Source organism: Pauljensenia sp. UMB9872, from assembly GCF_030212665.1.
GTDB lineage: Bacteria > Actinomycetota > Actinomycetes > Actinomycetales > Actinomycetaceae > Pauljensenia > Pauljensenia turicensis_B.
The window spans coordinates 18,753-35,746 of record NZ_JASOER010000009.1 but is presented as its reverse complement, the minus strand read 5'-3'; the positions used below and the strand labels follow the sequence as shown (position 1 = coordinate 35,746).

Annotated in this window: 16 protein-coding genes; 11 read left to right on the top strand and 5 right to left on the bottom strand. The window is 57.2% G+C overall.

Annotated features, from left to right (window positions below; translation table 11 throughout):
• Positions 1 to 4 precede the first annotated feature (4 nt).
• From QP109_RS04930 to pknB, 9 genes are all read left to right on the top strand, one after another.
• Positions 5 to 1,363, top strand: a complete 1,359-nt coding sequence (locus QP109_RS04930; RefSeq protein WP_285023699.1) for an alpha/beta fold hydrolase — start codon at positions 5 to 7, stop codon at positions 1,361 to 1,363.
• 218 nt (positions 1,364 to 1,581) lie between these two features.
• Complete coding sequence (gene nrdF, locus QP109_RS04925) at positions 1,582 to 2,544, top strand: class 1b ribonucleoside-diphosphate reductase subunit beta (RefSeq protein WP_285023697.1); 963 nt, start codon at positions 1,582 to 1,584, stop codon at positions 2,542 to 2,544.
• A gap of 265 nt (positions 2,545 to 2,809) precedes the next feature.
• Positions 2,810 to 3,514 carry an FHA domain-containing protein gene (locus QP109_RS04920; protein WP_285023696.1) on the top strand — a complete coding sequence of 235 codons (705 nt, stop codon included), beginning with the start codon at positions 2,810 to 2,812 and terminating at the stop codon, positions 3,512 to 3,514.
• A complete protein-coding gene (locus tag QP109_RS04915; RefSeq protein WP_285023694.1) occupies positions 3,511 to 4,005 on the top strand; it encodes an FHA domain-containing protein FhaB/FipA in 495 nt (164 codons plus the stop codon). The genes QP109_RS04920 and QP109_RS04915 overlap by 4 nt, the downstream gene beginning before the upstream one ends.
• The gene (locus QP109_RS04910; RefSeq protein ID WP_285023692.1) at positions 4,005 to 5,327 is read left to right on the top strand and encodes a PP2C family protein-serine/threonine phosphatase; all 1,323 of its coding nucleotides are present in this window, start codon (positions 4,005 to 4,007) and stop codon (positions 5,325 to 5,327) included. Before QP109_RS04915 ends, QP109_RS04910 begins: the two co-directional genes overlap by 1 nt.
• On the top strand, positions 5,327 to 6,718 hold the full coding sequence (locus QP109_RS04905; RefSeq protein WP_285023690.1) for an FtsW/RodA/SpoVE family cell cycle protein: 1,392 nt from the start codon (positions 5,327 to 5,329) through the stop codon (positions 6,716 to 6,718). Before QP109_RS04910 ends, QP109_RS04905 begins: the two co-directional genes overlap by 1 nt.
• Positions 6,715 to 8,169, top strand: a complete 1,455-nt coding sequence (locus tag QP109_RS04900) for a peptidoglycan D,D-transpeptidase FtsI family protein (RefSeq protein WP_285023688.1) — start codon at positions 6,715 to 6,717, stop codon at positions 8,167 to 8,169. Before QP109_RS04905 ends, QP109_RS04900 begins: the two co-directional genes overlap by 4 nt.
• On the top strand, positions 8,166 to 9,830 hold the full coding sequence (locus QP109_RS04895; protein ID WP_285023686.1) for a serine/threonine-protein kinase: 1,665 nt from the start codon (positions 8,166 to 8,168) through the stop codon (positions 9,828 to 9,830). Before QP109_RS04900 ends, QP109_RS04895 begins: the two co-directional genes overlap by 4 nt.
• Positions 9,803 to 11,809 carry a Stk1 family PASTA domain-containing Ser/Thr kinase gene (gene pknB, locus QP109_RS04890; RefSeq protein WP_285023683.1) on the top strand — a complete coding sequence of 669 codons (2,007 nt, stop codon included), beginning with the start codon at positions 9,803 to 9,805 and terminating at the stop codon, positions 11,807 to 11,809. Before QP109_RS04895 ends, pknB begins: the two co-directional genes overlap by 28 nt.
• A 383-nt stretch (positions 11,810 to 12,192) precedes the next feature.
• On the opposite strand, the gene QP109_RS04885 is transcribed toward pknB, so the two are convergent.
• From QP109_RS04885 to QP109_RS04875, 3 genes are read right to left on the bottom strand one after another with little or no spacing between them, the layout of a single operon-like run.
• Positions 12,193 to 12,345 (bottom strand): hypothetical protein, encoded by a 153-nt coding sequence (locus QP109_RS04885; RefSeq protein WP_006680642.1) that lies wholly within the window; start codon positions 12,343 to 12,345, stop codon positions 12,193 to 12,195.
• Between the two features lie 48 nt (positions 12,346 to 12,393).
• On the bottom strand, positions 12,394 to 13,143 hold the full coding sequence (locus QP109_RS04880; protein ID WP_101628431.1) for a class E sortase: 750 nt from the start codon (positions 13,141 to 13,143) through the stop codon (positions 12,394 to 12,396).
• A gap of 18 nt (positions 13,144 to 13,161) precedes the next feature.
• A complete protein-coding gene (locus tag QP109_RS04875) occupies positions 13,162 to 14,052 on the bottom strand; it encodes a DUF881 domain-containing protein (protein WP_285023681.1) in 891 nt (296 codons plus the stop codon).
• Between the two features lie 129 nt (positions 14,053 to 14,181).
• Between QP109_RS04875 and QP109_RS04870 the strand changes: the two genes are divergently transcribed.
• Positions 14,182 to 14,445, top strand: coding sequence for a cell division protein CrgA (locus QP109_RS04870; RefSeq protein WP_101628429.1), 264 nt, complete (start codon positions 14,182 to 14,184; stop codon positions 14,443 to 14,445).
• Positions 14,446 to 14,592: 147 nt separating this feature from the next.
• On the opposite strand, the gene QP109_RS04865 is transcribed toward QP109_RS04870, so the two are convergent.
• Positions 14,593 to 15,447 carry a rhomboid family intramembrane serine protease gene (locus QP109_RS04865; RefSeq protein WP_285023679.1) on the bottom strand — a complete coding sequence of 285 codons (855 nt, stop codon included), beginning with the start codon at positions 15,445 to 15,447 and terminating at the stop codon, positions 14,593 to 14,595.
• 249 nt (positions 15,448 to 15,696) lie between these two features.
• The gene (locus QP109_RS04860) at positions 15,697 to 16,218 is read right to left on the bottom strand and encodes a peptidylprolyl isomerase (RefSeq protein WP_006680637.1); all 522 of its coding nucleotides are present in this window, start codon (positions 16,216 to 16,218) and stop codon (positions 15,697 to 15,699) included.
• A 142-nt stretch (positions 16,219 to 16,360) separates the two neighbouring features.
• Here QP109_RS04860 and QP109_RS04855 point away from each other — a divergent pair, with 142 nt between their 5' ends.
• Positions 16,361 to 16,990: a hypothetical protein gene (locus tag QP109_RS04855; RefSeq protein ID WP_285023676.1), complete on the top strand. Its 630-nt coding sequence runs from the start codon at positions 16,361 to 16,363 to the stop codon at positions 16,988 to 16,990.
• Positions 16,991 to 16,994 lie beyond the last annotated feature (4 nt).

The window sequence follows — 16,994 nt, the reverse complement described above, 5'->3', positions numbered from 1 at the left end:
GTTCATGCTCGTGAACTCGTATATTCAGCACTCTTGTACCGTCAATGAACACCGTTTCGTCGTCCCGTTGGATCACCGGAAGACGCTGAACGCACCCGCGTCGACTCCGCAGACGCTGGAAACGATCGAGATTTTCGCGCGTGAGGTGATCCGACCCGGTGGCGAAGACCTCCCCTACCTGGTGTATTTGCAGGGGGGTCCCGGTTTTGGCGCGCCTCGTTCGGGTGACTTCCGCGATGGCTGGCTTGGGCGTCTGCTCGACGACCACCGCTTGGTTCTGTTAGATCAACGAGGCACGGGCCAGTCGGGGCGCCTTGATGCGCGCAGTTTGGTGGAGTCTGGTCGCTTCGATAACCCGGATGGGTCCATCAACGATCAGGCGTTGGCTGATTACCTGATGCTTTTCCGCCAGGATCAGATTGTCTGGGATGCCGAGCATGTTCGCCGTGAGCTGGCTGGCGACGCACAGTGGTCGACTCTGGGCCAGAGCTTTGGCGGATTCATCACGACCGCTTATCTGTCGCTCGCCCCTGAGGGCCTCGAAAAGTCACTCATTACGGGTGGTTTGCCGGGCCTTACACACGTCGACGAAATCTATCGCCGGACATACGCCGCCACGGCGAAGCGTAACCAGACCTACTTCTCACGCTACGCATCCGACGAGCGCACGATCCGTGAAATCGCCGCTCACCTGCGCGACACCGAAGAGCTGCTGCCAACAGGAGAACGTCTGAGCCCCGCACGATTCCGCATGATCGGCATGGGCCTGGGAACAACAACGCGCACAGACATGTTGCACTATCTGCTCGAAGGCCCGTGGACGACGGTGCGAGGACGGCGTCGCCTGTCACACCAGTTCCTCGAAGGAATCGCGGCGGAAATTGCAGGCACCCCCATGTACGCGGTTCTGCACGAAACAATTTATGCGGGTGCGACCCCCGACCTGGCTGGTACGACAACGAACTGGTCCGCCGACCGTCTAGCCGAAGAAATCCCCGGTTTCGCTAAGGATGCCGATCCGCTCGACGAATCTGAGCCCTACTACCTGACCGGCGAGCACATGATGCGCCGTTTCTTCGACGAGGATCCGTTCCTCCGCCCGTTCGCGAAAGCCTGCGACATTCTGGCGACACGCACGGATTGGCCGGCCGTCTACATTCCCGAGGTTTTGACTCAAAACACCGTCCCGGTCGCAGCATCCGTCTACTACGACGACATGTTTGTGCCTCGTGAACTGTCCCTCGACACCGCGGCGACAATCCGTGGCGCACGCACGTGGATCACGAACGAGTACCAGCACGACGGCCTGCGCGCGTCCGGAACGAACGTTATCGACCACCTTTTCGAGTTGGTACGTGACTGAGCACCGACTCCCTGGCTCCACCTGCGATAAGAGCAGAGCCAAGATCGGCAGGCGGCCTCGTCGATTGGCGCACACTCGATTTGTGCGCAACTGGCCGATCTCACAAGATCGGTCGCCTACCCACCTCACCTACCCACCCACATCGCGGGTAGGCTATGTCCATACCCCCAAGCGTCCGCGCTTGGATACGAAGCACACCCCGGATTGAAAGAAGACCAGTGAGCACTCAGCCCGTTTTTGAAGCGATCAACTGGAACCGCATTGAGGACGAGAAGGACCTCGAGGTCTGGGATCGCCTCACCGGCAACTTCTGGTTGCCTGAAAAAGTGCCGTTGTCGAACGACATTCAGTCCTGGAAAACCCTGCATCCGGACGAGCAGCTGATGACGAACCGCGTCTTCACGGGTCTCACCCTGCTCGACACGCTCCAGGGCACGATCGGCGCGGTCTCCCTTATCCCCGACGCGCGCACTCCGCACGAGGAAGCCGTCTACACAAACATCGCGTTCATGGAGTCCGTGCACGCGAAGTCCTACTCGTCGATCTTCTCGACCCTGCTGTCGACCGAAGAAATCAACGAATCTTTCCGCTGGTCGGAAGAGAACGAGGCCCTGCAGCGCAAGGCTGAAATCGTGAAGTCCTACTACGAAGGCGACGACCCGGAGAAACGCAAGGTTGCCTCGACGATGCTCGAGTCCTTCCTCTTCTACTCCGGCTTCTACGCTCCGATGTACTGGTCGGCACACGCTAAGCTGACGAACACCGCTGACCTGATCCGCCTCATCATCCGCGACGAAGCTGTTCACGGCTACTACATCGGCTACAAGTACCAGCTCGCCGTCGCCGAGTCCTCTCCCGAGCGCCGCGACGAACTCAAGGATTACACCTACGCTCTCCTCTACGAGCTCTACGAGAATGAGGAGCAGTACACCGAGGACCTCTACGATCCGCTCGGCCTCACCGAGGACGTGAAGAAGTTCCTGCGCTACAACGCGAACAAGGCGCTGATGAACCTCGGCTACGAGGCCCTGTTCCCGGCCGATGAAACGAACGTGAACCCGGCAATTCTGGCGGCCCTGTCGCCGAACGCTGACGAGAACCACGACTTCTTCTCGGGCTCCGGTTCTTCCTACGTGATTGGCGAGATCGTCGACACTGAAGATGAGGACTGGGACTTCTAAGGGCCCTCCTTCAAGACAACTGACAAAGACCCTGGCAACCAGCACGGTTGCCAGGGCCCTTTCGTTTCACCCCCGGATTTACCCTAGAAATCGCGCAGAAGCGTCCGCAAAAAACCCTCACTTTCGCGTTGACGGTTAAACTGTCTGTGTTACGTGTGTGCATTTACGCTCACGCGAAACGTTTTTCCGTTGGAAGAGAGTCGATATCTCGGCGATCAACCGCCAGAAAAGCGTCCAATACCGCCTGTCCCTAGGAGTACCGAGCATGAGCATCTTTGATCGCTTTGAGAACGCAGTTGAGCGTGGTGTCAACGATGCCTTTTCGAAGGTTTTTCGTTCCGGCATTAAAGCGGTTGATGTGAACTCGGCGATTCGTCGCGCGATGGACGATTCGGCGCAGGAGCTGTCAACGGAGCGCACAATCGCGGCGAATCATTTCACGGTGTTTGCTACGCCGGCTGATTTGGATTCGTTGGAAGCTGACTTAAGTGTTCTTGCGGACGAATTTGCAACGCAGGCGACCGAGTATGCTGCGGACAATGGGTACGCCCTGCTTGGCCCGGTAAGCGTTGAGTTCCGCGAGGATGACGAGGAGCAGGCAGGCAAGTTGCGCGTCGAGGCTTCGAATAAGCGTGGGAGTGTCGCGCCAGCGACTGCCTCGTCTCCTTCGCCTGAGCACCCGATCATTGAGGTGAATGGTGAGCGTTGGCTACTGACGGAGCCCGTGACGGTGATTGGTCGCGGTACCGAAGCCGATATTATCGTCGCCGACACCGGCGTTTCGCGCCGTCACCTTGAACTGCGGATCACGCCGACCGGTGTGATTGCTACTGATCTTGGTTCCACGAATGGCACGTTTGTTGAGGGCCACAAGATTGATGCTGCGACCCTGCTGGATGGTAACCAGCTGACGATTGGTCGTACTGTCATCGACTTTTGGACTCACCCGGAAACGGGGGGTGATGAATGACCTCGGATCTCGCGTTTACGGTTTTTAGGATCGGGTACCTGGTTCTACTGTGGTTGCTCGTATTGGGTGCCGTGAATACGTTGCGTCGTGACGTGTTTGGCACGGTTGTTACCCCGCGCGGTAAGGGCAGAAAGGCCGCTGATCAGCGTCGTAAAGAGAATCGAAAAGGCCGTCGCCAGGCTCGAAACTCTGAGCCCGATGTGCCACGGAACGTGTTGCTGACGGGTGGCCCGCTTGTGGGAACTGTTCTTCCGTTGGGAACGACACCGATTGTGATTGGGCGTTCGCCCGCATCGACGCTTGTGCTTGAGGATGAGTACGCGTCGGGGCGTCATGCTCGCCTTCAGCCTTCTGAGCAAGGCTGGTGGATCGAGGATTTGAGTAGCCGTAATGGCACCTTCGTTGATGATGAGCGTCTGAGCGAGCCTCGTCTGCTTCATTCGGGCGATGTTGTGCGTATTGGGCAGACCACGTTTGAATTGGTGAACTGATGGCAACTGCCCCGATTGAATTCCGTTGCGCGGCCCGTTCTGACGTTGGGTTGGTTCGAAGCAATAACCAGGATTCTGGTTATGCTGGTCCGAACCTGCTTGTTTTAGCCGATGGCATGGGTGGTCCTGCCGGTGGCGATATTGCGTCAAGCGTTGCGATTGCGCATCTTGTTCCTCTGGATTCAGATTCGTATCCTGCGGACAAGATGTTGCCGTTGCTTCGCGAAGCATTGATGGATGCGCACGATGAACTGTCGGATCGTTCTCGTCGAGACAAGGATCTTGAGGGTCTGGGGACGACGTGTATTGCTTTGATGCGTTCGGGCAATAAGTTGGCGATGGTTCATATCGGCGATTCGCGCGCCTATGTTCTGCGTGGCGAGACTCTGACGCAGGTAACAACGGACCATTCGTTCGTTCAGTATCTGGTGGAGTCCGGTCAAATCACGCCTGAAGAGGCAGAACATCATCCGAATAAGAATGTTGTTTTGCGTGTTTTGGGTGATTCTCAGGCGGATGTGACTCCGGATGAGACGATCCGCGAAGCGGTTGTCGGCGATCGTTGGTTGCTTTGCTCCGATGGCCTGTCGGGTGTTGTGTCTCCCGAGACGTTGGGTGCTGTTCTTGCCGAAATTGATGATCCCGGTGAGTGCGCTGAAGAGTTGATTCGCCTTGCGCTTCGCGCGGGCGGCCCTGACAACATCACGTGCGTTGTTGCTGACATTGTCGAGCCCGGGTCGTATCCGGTTGGGCCTCCCCAGATTGTGGGCGCGGCGGCAATTGATCGTCATGCTGCTTCTCGCGGTGGCGAGGGTGCGGCTGGGCGCGCGGCGGCTTTGCGGAAGCAACGCCGTTTGGCGATTGACGAAGATGACGGCGAGGATCAGACGAAGCGTCGCGCTTGGTTCGCCCCGCTTTTGGGTCTTGTTGTCGCTATTCTGCTCGGTGTTGGCGGATGGCTTGGTTGGTCGTGGACGCAGAGCCAGTATTACGTGATCGGCCAGGATGGCTACGTCGTTATCTACCAGGGCATTCCGCAGTCGTTGGGACCGTGGAAGTTTTCGCACGCCGCCGAAGTCACGGATCTTTCGTTGGCTGAGTTGACCGATGCGGACCGTCAACGCCTGCAGGATCCTGTTTTGCGTTCGTCGCGTAAGAAGATCGATCAATACATTGATCAGTTGCGCCTGAACAAGAAGAACTTTAAGTCTGCACTGAACGCTGATAACTCTCAGTCTGGCGATAGCGCTCAATCCGCGTCCTCAGGACAGTCGGGGGCTCAATCAGGTTCGACGAATAACAGTTTGACGGGTGGTCACTGATGGCTCTTGTGACCGTTGCTCCCGCGAAGCCTCGTCGCGTTCTTGAAATTATTCTTTTGCTGGTTGCTTTGGCAGTCGGTATTGGCGGATATGTTCTGACCAACATTAATCGCACGGGTGAGTTGCCCGACAATCTTGCGATGCACGCCGGTATTTTGCTGGCGATTGCGATTGTTGCCGAGGTGGGGATGCATTTCCTAGCACCCTTCGCTGACCCCGTAATTCTGCCGATTGCGGTAGCGCTCACCGGCTTGGGTTTGGCGATGATTTATCGCTTGGATATGTCCTACGATGCGCTTGCTCAGGCGACCGTCGGAATGCGTCAGCTGATGTTTGTGGGCATCGCAATTGCTGTCGCCGCGTTGATTCTGATCGTGTTGAAGGACCATCGTTCGTTGCGTCGTTACACGTACACGTTCGGTGTCCTGTCCTTGATCCTGCTACTGCTCCCGATGATTCCGGGGCTCGGTGTCGAAACGTTCGGGGCACGAGTCTGGATCCGCATTGGTTCGATGTCGTTCCAGCCCGGCGAACTGGTGAAGATCACGCTGGCACTGTTCTTTGCCGGCTACTTGGTGACGAATCGTGACAATCTTGCGATTGGTGGACGTCAGTTCCTTGGAATGCGATTGCCTCGCGCCCGCGACTTGGGTCCGATTCTGGTTGTCTGGTTGATCGGTATTGCGATTCTTGTTTTGCAGCGCGATCTTGGTACCTCGCTCCTGTTCTTCAGCCTGTTCGTGGCGATGCTGTACGTGGCAACGAATCGAGTGTCGTGGCTAGTCATCGGTTTCGTCATGTTCGTGCCCGCTGTTGCGCTGACAGTCAAGGCATTCCCGCACGTCGCGAATCGTTTCTCGGTGTGGTTGAACGCGTTGGATCCCGAGGTTTATGAGCAGACGGGCGGGTCGTTCCAGCTGGTGCAGTCGCTGTTCGGTCAGGCATCGGGCGGTTTGATGGGGACCGGTTGGGGTCGTGGCTACCCACAGTTGGTTCCTCTTGCCAATTCTGACTTCATTCTTTCGTCGTTTGCCGAAGAATTGGGTTTGACCGGTTTGGTCGCAATTCTGGTGCTGTATCTGGTGCTGATTGAACGCGGTTTACGTGCCGCCATTTCCGTTCGTGACGGTTTCGGGAAGCTACTGGCAACGGGTTTGAGTTTCTCGCTGGCAATTCAGCTGTTCGTGGTGTTGGGCGGTATTACTCGCCTGATCCCGCTCACGGGTCTAACGGCGCCGTTCTTGGCAGCCGGTGGCTCGTCAATGGTGTCGTCGTGGTTGACTGTCGCGCTGTTGATTCGCGTGTCCGATGCTGCTCGTCGTCCCGCCGCCACACCTGCTCCGTGGAACTCAGGTATCCAACCGTCTGTTGCACGTGAGGTGAACGCATGAACCATCAGATTCGTCGCTTGTCCATCATCATCTTCGCAATGTTTGCTCTGCTTGGTTTGGCTGCAACGAACAATCAGTTCCTTCAGGCTCCGTCTTTAAACGCCGATGGGCGTAATGAACGCACTATTTTGCACGCGGCGGAAACGGATCGTGGTCCGATCATTGTTGCGGGTTCGGCGATTGCATCGTCGACGAAGATTGAGGGCTCTAATCGTTTCCAGCGTTCCTATTCTCAGGGTCCGCTTTATGCTTCGGTAACCGGGTATTTCTCGTCCGCATTTTCGCAGGCAACCGGGCTTGAGTCGGCCGCTGAATCGACATTGGACGGACAGTCTCAGGCTCTTCTTGGTCAGCGTCTTCACAACCTGTTTACGGGCGCTTCTCGCCAGGGCGGTGGCTTGGTGCTGACGTTGGATCCGACCCTTCAACAGATTGCCGCTGATCAGTTGGGTAACCGCAAGGGCGCCGTCGTGGCGTTGAATGCAAAGACCGGCGCGATTTTGGCGATGTATTCATCTCCCAGCTATGACCCGAATTCTCTGGCCGCCTTCGATTCCGAGGCGGTGAATGACGCGTATAAGGCTCTGACGGAAGATCCGAACGAGCCCCTATCGAACCGTGCGATCGCGGGTAGTCGCTATGAGCCCGGTTCGACGTTCAAGATTTTGACGTCAATCGCTCTGATCGAAAATGGTGTCGCTTCACCATCCACGAATGTGGAATCCCCCGTTTCAACAGTGCTTCCCGGAACTCAGACGACGGTGTCGAACATTGAGTCTTCGACGTGTGGCGATGGGAATCCGACGTTGGCTGAAGCGTTTGCACGATCATGCAACACGTCGTTCATTCTTGCCTCGCAGTCGCTTTCTCACGATCAGCTTGCCGATGTGGCCTCGCGTTTCGGTTTCGGCGCGTCCCAGTCGATTCCGCTTGCTGTGACTCCTTCGGTTTTCCCTGAAACGACGGACGCGGCCCAGCTGGCGATGAGCGCTATCGGTCAGTATTCAGTTCAGGTGACGCCACTTGAAATGGCTGAGATTGCTCAGACGATCGCTAACGGTGGTCAGATGATGGCGCCCTACTTGGTGTCGCAGGTTGTAGATGCTGATTTAGCTGTCCAATCCGAGACCAACCCGACTGTGTTGCACACCCCGATTAGTGCCGATATTGCGACGCAACTGACCGAGATGATGAAGGGTGTTGTCAATCAGCCGTATGGCACGGGCACATCCATGGCGCTCGATGGCATTTCCGTGGCGGCGAAGACCGGCACGGCGGAAACGGGCACTAACGGACGCGCGAACGCCTGGGCGGTGGGTTTTGCTCCCGCTGACGATCCGCAGATTGCCTTCGCTGTCCTTGTCGAGGGTGACGATACGGATCCAGCTCCTCACGGTGGAACCGTTGCCGGCCCAATTGCTCGTGCGCTTTTAGAGGCGGGTATCCAATGAGTTCTTCCGCAAAGTATTCAGCAGGCAAGAAGCTGGGCGGTCGTTACACGCTGCTCACGCCGATTGCTCAAGGTGGCATGGGCGAGGTCTGGAAGGCTCGCGATCAGGTGACCGGTCGCATGGTGGCCGCAAAGGTATTGCGCCAGGAGTTCTCTGGCGAAGAGTTGTCCTTGTCGCGTCTGCGTATCGAAGCGAATAATGCGATGCGTATCCAGCACCCGAATATTGCGAACGTGCAGGATTCTGGCGAGCAGGATGGTCGCGGCTGGATCGTCATGGAGCTGGTTGAAGGCAAGCCCCTCAACCACTACTTGAAGGACGGTCATCGCATTGCCACGCAGGACCTCGTCCCCGTGCTGATGCAGGTCGCGATGGCGCTCGGCGCAGCGTCGGAAGCCGGGGTTGTCCACCGTGATATTAAGCCCGCGAATATTCTGGTGCGCCCCGACGGCATCGTGAAGCTGACCGATTTTGGTATTTCGCGCTCGAATAATCAGGCAGCTCTGACCGCCGCGGGAATGGTGATGGGCACGGCTCAGTACCTTCCGCCCGAGCAGGCGATGGGGGAAACCGCGACGTCGTTGGGTGATTTGTACGCCTTGGGTGTGATTGCGTACGAGGCTGCTGCCGGGCGACGACCCTTTACTGGAAAGACGCAGGTTGATATTGCGTTCTCGCACGTGAATGATCCTGTTCCTCCCCTGCCTTCTGACGTGCCGCGTCCACTTGCTGACGTCATTTGTCACCTCTTGGAAAAGAAGCCGGAGAAGCGCCCCGACTCTGGTGTGGCGCTGGTCCGCGAACTGTCGAACGCGGCAAAGCAGATGGGTATTTCTGTAGCAACTCATCCGCTTCCCGACCCCTTCCCAGAGGCGAAGATGGAGCCGACGCAGGTTCATCCGTCTCCCGTGGCAGCGCCAGTTCGTCACACGAAGCGTCGCAGTCTTCCCGAGGAAATGCTGGAACGCCCAGCGGGCCTTGATACTCCAACGGATCCGCAGACCCTTACGCAACAGTCGGATTCGCAGGATCCTCAAAATGTGAACGCCCAGACGGAACACTCACAGTCGCTCTCAGGAGATGCCATGCCATCGAACAAGGGGGATGCGGACTTAGATCCAACCTCGGTGCGTCGTCGTCAGCTCAGTGAACGACTGAAGGAACGTGCTCGCGTCCGCGAAGAGGCTGACACGGCTCACGCTTCGGCATCGCCGACGCTTCCACCACCACCGGCTCCCACCGACAAACGTTCGGCCACCGATTCAGCCAAGCGCTCAGGAACGCAGGCCATAGCCTCGTCCCCCCAGACGAAGACGCGCCAGCAGAAACTGTCGTCGCCACCACCCAAGCGGGTCAGGCCGAAGCCATCGAGCCAGGCGAGCGGGCAGGTCTGGTACTCCGTGTCGAAGCGGAATACGCCACCGGTGAGCACCATGCCCCCGACTCCGACTCAGTACAACAGGTCGGTGGTTGCGCCACCTGTTTCAAAGGGTCGGCGCATCATCCAAGCAATCATCATTGCCCTGATAATCATCGCGATTCTCGCGGGCGCATATTTCATTCTTCAGCACATGTTCGGGTCACTCACGTCGCTTCTCAGTGACGGGCTCCCCACCACGAAGGAGGTTCAGACATGGCAGACTCCATGGGCCGCCGTCTAGCCGGCAGGTACGAGGTTCGCTCACTGATCGGGCGCGGCGGGATGGCGGAAGTCCACCTGGGCTTCGATACGCGCCTATCACGCGTTGTCGCAATCAAGATGCTGCGCTCTGACCTGGCACGAGACTCCGTGTTCCAGGCGCGTTTCAGGCGTGAAGCGCAGTCGGCTGCTTCTTTGAACCACGCGAATATTGTGGCCGTGTACGACACGGGCGAGGAAATGCTGACCGGCCCTGAAGGTCGCGCTATCTCCGTGCCGTACATCGTGATGGAGTACGTCGAGGGGCACACGGTCAAGGAACTGCTCGCTGACGGTACTCCGGTGCCGATCAACGAGGCCGTTGCCATCGTGTCCGGCGTGTTGGGCGCGCTTGAATACTCCCATTCGCAGCATTTGGTGCACCGGGATATCAAGCCGGGCAACATCATGTTGACGAATGACGGCAAGGTGAAGGTCATGGACTTCGGTATCGCGCGTGCGATCACCGATTCGCAGGCGACGATGACGCAGACGAACGCTGTCGTTGGCACTGCCCAGTACCTGTCGCCCGAGCAGGCTCGCGGTGAGCAGGTGGACGCGCGTTCCGACTTGTACTCCACCGGCGTTGTCCTGTTTGAGTTGCTGACCGGCCGTCCGCCGTTTACCGGCGATTCGGCTGTTGCCGTTGCCTACCAGCATGTTCAGCAGTTGCCTCCCACACCGTCGTCGATCACCCCGGATGTTCCCGAGGCACTTGATCGCGTCGTGATGAAGGCTCTGGCAAAGGATCGCACAGACCGCTACACGTCAGCTGCCTCTATGCTGGCTGATTTGATGCGCGCGTCGCGCGGTGGCCACGTGAATGCTCCAGCCGTTGCAGTGTGGGAGGACACGGTTCCGATGGCTGCGGCAAACGTAGCGAATTCGCAGCCGACTCAAACCTTGCCTCCGGCAGTTGCTTCCCCGTCAAATGCGACAACGACCTTTGCGCCCGTTGCGGCGCAGGAGCTTGAGGAAGAACCGGAAAAGAAGTCGAAGAAGGGCATTATTGTCGCGCTTGTCGTTGTGGCTCTGTTGCTGATGGGCGCTATTTGGTACGCACTGTCGCATGCTTCTTCGGATAAAGAGATGGTCGCCGTCCCCGACAATCTGATCGGAATGACGCAGGCAGAGGCAAAGTCCGCGGTGGAGTCTGTTGGCTTGGTGTTCGCGATTTCGAATGAGACGGTTGCCTCTGACGAGATTGAAGAAGGCAAGGTCGCTGAGACTGATCCGCCGTCGGGCAATCAGGTTGAGGTTGGTTCGACCGTGACGGCGAAGTTGTCGAGTGGCGCTGAATCCGTTGTTATTCCTGACAATCTAGTGGGTATGAGCCCGGATGCCGCGAAACAGGCAATTGAGGCTCTGGGGCTTGTGTATGAGCAGACCGCTGACCCTGTTGCTTCTGCGGATGTGGAAGAAGGCAAGGTTGCTCAGGTGAACCCGTCGGTTGGTTCGAAGGTCAAAAAGGGATCGACCGTGAAGGTCAGCCTGTCATCGGGCCCGAAGAGCGTTGAGGTTCCAGATGTTACGGGTATGACGCAGGATCAGGCGCGTGAGGCTCTGGCTGCGAAGGGCTTGACGGTTGGTTCCGTTCAGGTGTCGGATGACCCGAGCCAGAAGGAAGGTCTGGTGATTTCCACTAACCCGGCTGCTGGCACGTCGGTTAGTAAGGACACGGCGGTCACGTTGACTGTGTCTTCTGGCAAGATCACGATTCCTTCAGGTTTGGTTGGTTACGACCAGGCGTCTGTTATTCAAACTTTGCAGGAGCTTGGCTTACGCACATCGGTGACGGAGCAGTACTCGAACGATCTGGAAGCTGGCGGTGTTCTGGCGGTGAATCCGACTGAGGGTTCTGTTGTCACCCAAGGTTCGACCGTGAACCTTACGGTGTCAAAGGGTCCGCAGCCGGCTCCGCCTAATCCGAACAATTCCGGTCAAGCGAACTCGGGTAGCTAGTGGGTAGTTGTCCGATTCGCCGTGGGTGGATTTGATTGACGAGGCCTGGCGGGGATCACATGATCCCCGCCAAGTTACGCCGAAGAGTGTTGGATCTTTCACCGCAACATCAACAGATGCAAACCTTAACTATGCGCCTCACTCATAGTGGCGTATTTCCGCTCAGCTACAACAGGCTTCAAGCTCCGCGCCCGTCCGGGCGCGGCCTCGTCCCCCTTAAGCCACCCTGATAAAATCACGCCGATTCCACGCGCCAGAACACGTTGGCACCGCGTCACAACGACACGAAGATCAAACGAACCGGCACGAACCATCCGCGCGTATGCGGAAAAGTGTCAGCCGGACGCCACCTGAAACGGCGAAAGCGTCAACGGGTGAACAGGTCAGACGGACGCTTCGCCCAACTCTAAGTATTCCTGGGCCCACGGGTAACCCCACTCAAGAAGAGCGTAGGCAACAAGGCCAATCAGAACCAACGACTCAATAACCTTCAACCATGTCGGTCCGGGAAGATGACGGAAAATCCAAGCGTACATGTGGATCAAATGTCCTTTTCAAGCAATGTTCAAGCGGAGAAAATGGGATCAGGCTGCGGGTTCGTCCGCCAGCGCACTGGGCACGCCAGTGTCCTTAGGAGTCCATGACTTGAACTTCAGGTGAACAATGAAACGCTGCGAGTTCCCGTATTCGGGGTGGCAGGTAGTCATGGTCATCCAACGTTCAGTGGGCACCTGGCTCCACGTGACATCATCAATCACGGGGGCGACGACGCGGTAGTTGTCCGGGTCATCGGCCTCAACGATTTCGCTGGTTTCCATAGTGTACGTGATGTAGTGGTTGTCGAGTTCGACAACAACGGGGTCGCCGGGGGATAGGCGGTCGATCCAGCGGAAGTTATTGCCGTAGGTGCGACGGTGGCCAGCGACAGAGAAGTTGCCGATGTCGCCGGGCTGAGCGGTATCCTCATAGTGGCCAGCGAAACCCTGGTCTAGGACGAATGTCGATGTGGTTTCCGCCAACGGAATCTTCATCCAGTTCCACTTTGGGACATGAATAAGACCGTAGATCTGATTTGGGTCAACGCTGGTCGCCATTGACGGCGGGTCATCCGTGCGTTCCTCACCAACGTTTGTGGTAGCGGGCGCGTGCGCTTGGGCGTATGTTTCGATCGCTTGCTGGCGAGGTCCTTCAACTTTGAAAGACGTCCAGTAGAGTTGCCAGAATGCGAAGCCAATCAAAAGGATGGCGACGGTAATGAAGAGTTCACCAATCACTCCAAGAGCGACGTTGAGCGGCGAGGCCTTCTTTTGGGGTGCAATATGTGCGCCTGCCATGGAACGCCTTGTCATGTTTTAGTCCACCACCTGTGCGTACGAGTTAAATGTCTTCACGCTTGCCGCGGGAAGATGAAGGGATTTGTTCGTCTTCAGATCCCAGCCAAGGCCATACAAAGCAACGTATGCCTTGTAATTAACAATACGGGGATTTGCGTTGACCTTCTCTGTGAGCGCGTTCGGATCACCAATGGCTTCCACCACGTATGGCGGAGAAAATGACTGTCCGTCAACAAGAATCACGTTGCCAATGCATCGGATCACTGTTTGTCCGGTCACGCGTACCCCTTGGACAGTCATGGCTTCCGCGCCACCATTCCAGAGCGCGTTCATAACGTCTTCAATGTCCTGCTGGTGAATGACCAGGTCATTCGGTGTAGCTCCGTCGGGAATCGCCTGCTGAGGTGCGTCCGTGAGCGTAATAGTCACACCTGGGCCGGTCACGGGTTGCGCTGCCAGTGAGGTAATGGACGTATCCTCGGTCTGCGTTTGGCCGGACGAGTTGGCGTATTGAGACACGATGTCGCGCAGTGCGCTCACCTCAAAATCGAGCGTTTCGACTTCATCCTGCGAGGCTCGTACCAGCGAAATCAGGTTGGTATCTCGCCCGAGGTTGTCGGCGTCGTTCTTCGCCTGCGCTGAAACGGTGAACAGCAAGCCGGAAGTAGCGGTGACAATAAAAACGGATGTGGCCGCGCGTGGAGACAGTGGCGCGAACTTCCGTAGCTTGCGCAGGGCCACGTGCCAGGGGCCGTCGAAGTGCGAAATGTGGGGCTTGGGTTTCATCGACGAGGCCGCCTTCTTTTCCGAACGCGACCTCGGTTCAAAGGCGGGTGGGGTCGAGGAATCGGATTTTTGTGATGCCTCGGGTGGAATCAAATGAGGAGAATCGTCCTGATTGTGTGCCATCAATGCCTCCTTCCCGCGTTGCACTTTGGTTTGTCGTTACTTGGAAGACTACGCTAAAGGGGTTACCGTTCTGCGATGCCTTTCCGAGAAGTAGTCGGCAAGGGCACCAAAGTTCAATTGAGGAGAAACGTGGCTGAGAACAAGAAGCGCAGGAATACGAAGCACCAGGTTCCTGAAGATCAGGATCTGAACGCCTGGACCGCAGGTATTCCGCTGAGCCCCAGCTGGTGGGCACCGACTTTCGTTGCCCTTCTTCTAATCGGCCTTGTGTGGTTGATGGTCTACTACATTTCTTCGGGCGTTTACCCGATTCCCGGCATCAACTGGTGGAACATGGTGATCGGCCTGGGCATCATGATGGTGGGCTTCCTGATGACGCTCCGCTGGCGATGACCTGTTGATAAAGGTTTCCCGCTAGATTTCAACAATCACAAGAGTTATCCCCAAGTGTTTCCACACCTGGGGATAAATTACATCCGTGTAACTTAGACAATCACACAGATTGTGATAACTCGCATAAACCTCGAGATTTCAACGAATTTATCCAAGAACCTCGAAAATCACTTCGTAGGTCAAACCAATCAAGGCGATCGCAGCAACATACATACCCACAGTTATCCACAAGGCCTGACGTTCCTGCTTTTTCGCCGTAATTCCAGGCTTTGCACGCCCTTGACGCCAATAAATCCACGTCGCCAATGCGCCCGTGGCAAGGCCACCCACGTGCCCCTGCCACGACACATTCGGGATAATAAAACCGATCAGCAAGTTCACAAGTAAGAGGCCCACGACGGCCCTTGTATCCATACCCGCCTGCTTCTGCAAAACGAACATCGCACCGAACAAACCGAACACAGCACCAGACGCGCCCACGGTCACCGTCCCAAGCGACGACGGTTGAATCAAGACCCACGCCAAAACAAACAGCGACGCACCAATCGCACTCAGCAGATAAACAGACAAATACCGGGTACGCCCCAACACCTGCTCAAGCTCAATACCCACCGAGTATAAAGCCAACATATTGAACGCAATATGCATGAACCCGCTGTGAAGGAACGCAGTCGTCAAGAATCGCCACACCTGGCGGTAACCCACCGCAGGGTTAAAGAACAGCCAATTCCCCACCGACGGCAACACGAAGGACACAATGAACAACGCAACGTTGATACCAATCAGCGTGTACGTCACAACCGGCTGACCACTGGGAACACGTGGCCTGCGAACGTTCGCGCACTCCACGCACACTGAACGAACCTCGGTCCGCACCGTGCAATCAACACACATCGGACGATTGCACTTCTTGCAATAATCCACCGAACGCACACCCGGGTGACGCGGGCACTCAGGAGCCGCATACGGGTTCGAACGTTGTCCATACAAAGGCGTCGACATGCTCTATATCCTCCACACACCGCCAGAAACCAGACACAACATCCCGCTCCCGACGCTCACGAGCAACCAAAATCGCTCTTACCGTAATACACGTAGGACGGACAGGCGCACGAACCCACACGGGATTCGCTCCCCCATCCGCCCCATAATGAAGAAAACGTAACCGATCAAGTGGAGGCGGCCTCGTCAATCAGCAACAATCACCCAAGCGGGAAACCACGCCGAACGCGAGATGCGCCAACCTCACACTCAGTCGACGATCGAAACCGACTCGATAACAACGTCATTCACCGGACGGTCATTCGCGCCCGTTGCAGTCGTTGCAATCGCGTCGACAACCTTCTTCGACTCTTCGTCCTTAACCTCACCGAAAATGGTGTGGTTGCCCAACAACCACGGGGTCGGCGCAACCGTGATGAAGAACTGCGAGCCATTCGTACCCTTGCCCATACGCTTACCAGCATTCGCCATGGCCAGCAGGTAGGGGCTGTTGAAGTTGAGTTCCGGGTGGATCTCATCGTTAAACTGATAGCCTGGGCCACCAGTACCGGTGCCCAGCGGATCACCACCCTGAATCATGAAGCCCGAAATAACGCGGTGGAAAATCGTGCCGTCGTAAAGCGGACGCGACGTCTTCTGGCCGGTCATTGGGTCAACCCACTCGCGCTCGCCACGAGCCAGCGTGACAAAGTTATTCACCGTGTTCGGTGCGTGGTTCGGGAACAGTTCAATGTTGATATCACCCATAGAGGTGTGCAGTGTTGCTTCCATGTCTTCATCGTCCCAGAAAAGGCGCCAAAAGGCATGATCTGGAGCTATCCGATTTTGTCGCTAGGGGTGCAGATCACAAAACTTCGGTGCACAATGGGAAGACGTGGTACAAACCGCAACACCTATTGGAAGGATTCGGACCATGGCCAACACACCGAACTTCGACACGGAGAAGCTTCGCAACGAAGCACTCCAACTGCGCGACGCAGTCGCCGTGCACGCCGGACGGGTGGCAGTGAAAGCCACCGAACTCGCCGAACAGGGCATCGACTGGGCAGCACCTCGCGCCCAAGCAGCACTGAACGAAGCAATCGACCGCGCAACACCGCTCGTCGAAGACGTCACCGCTCGCGCCGTTGACGCAGCAGACCGCGCACGCCCCGCATTCGAAAAGGCACGCGAAGAGGTCGTCGAAGACTACATTCCGCGTATCCAGCGAGCCGTCCACGAAGGTGGCGCAGCGCTCACAGCAGACGGAACACCGTTGCTTGAACGCGCACGTCACGCCAGCGAAGCATCGCAGGTAGCTCTCACCACCCCGACAAAGAAGGTCATCGTGAAGAAACACCGCTTCCTCCGCGCCATCGGATGGACCGCCCTTGCAGGAACCGTCGCCGGCGCCGGCTACGTGCTCTGGAAGCGTAGCCAGCCGATCGAAGACCCGTGGGCCGAAGAATACTGGGCCGACCTGGAAACGACTGTCGACGTTCCCGCCACCGAACCTGAAGAGGTCGAAGGCGTCGAGCAGATCGACACCGCAACCGAAGAGTGAGCTC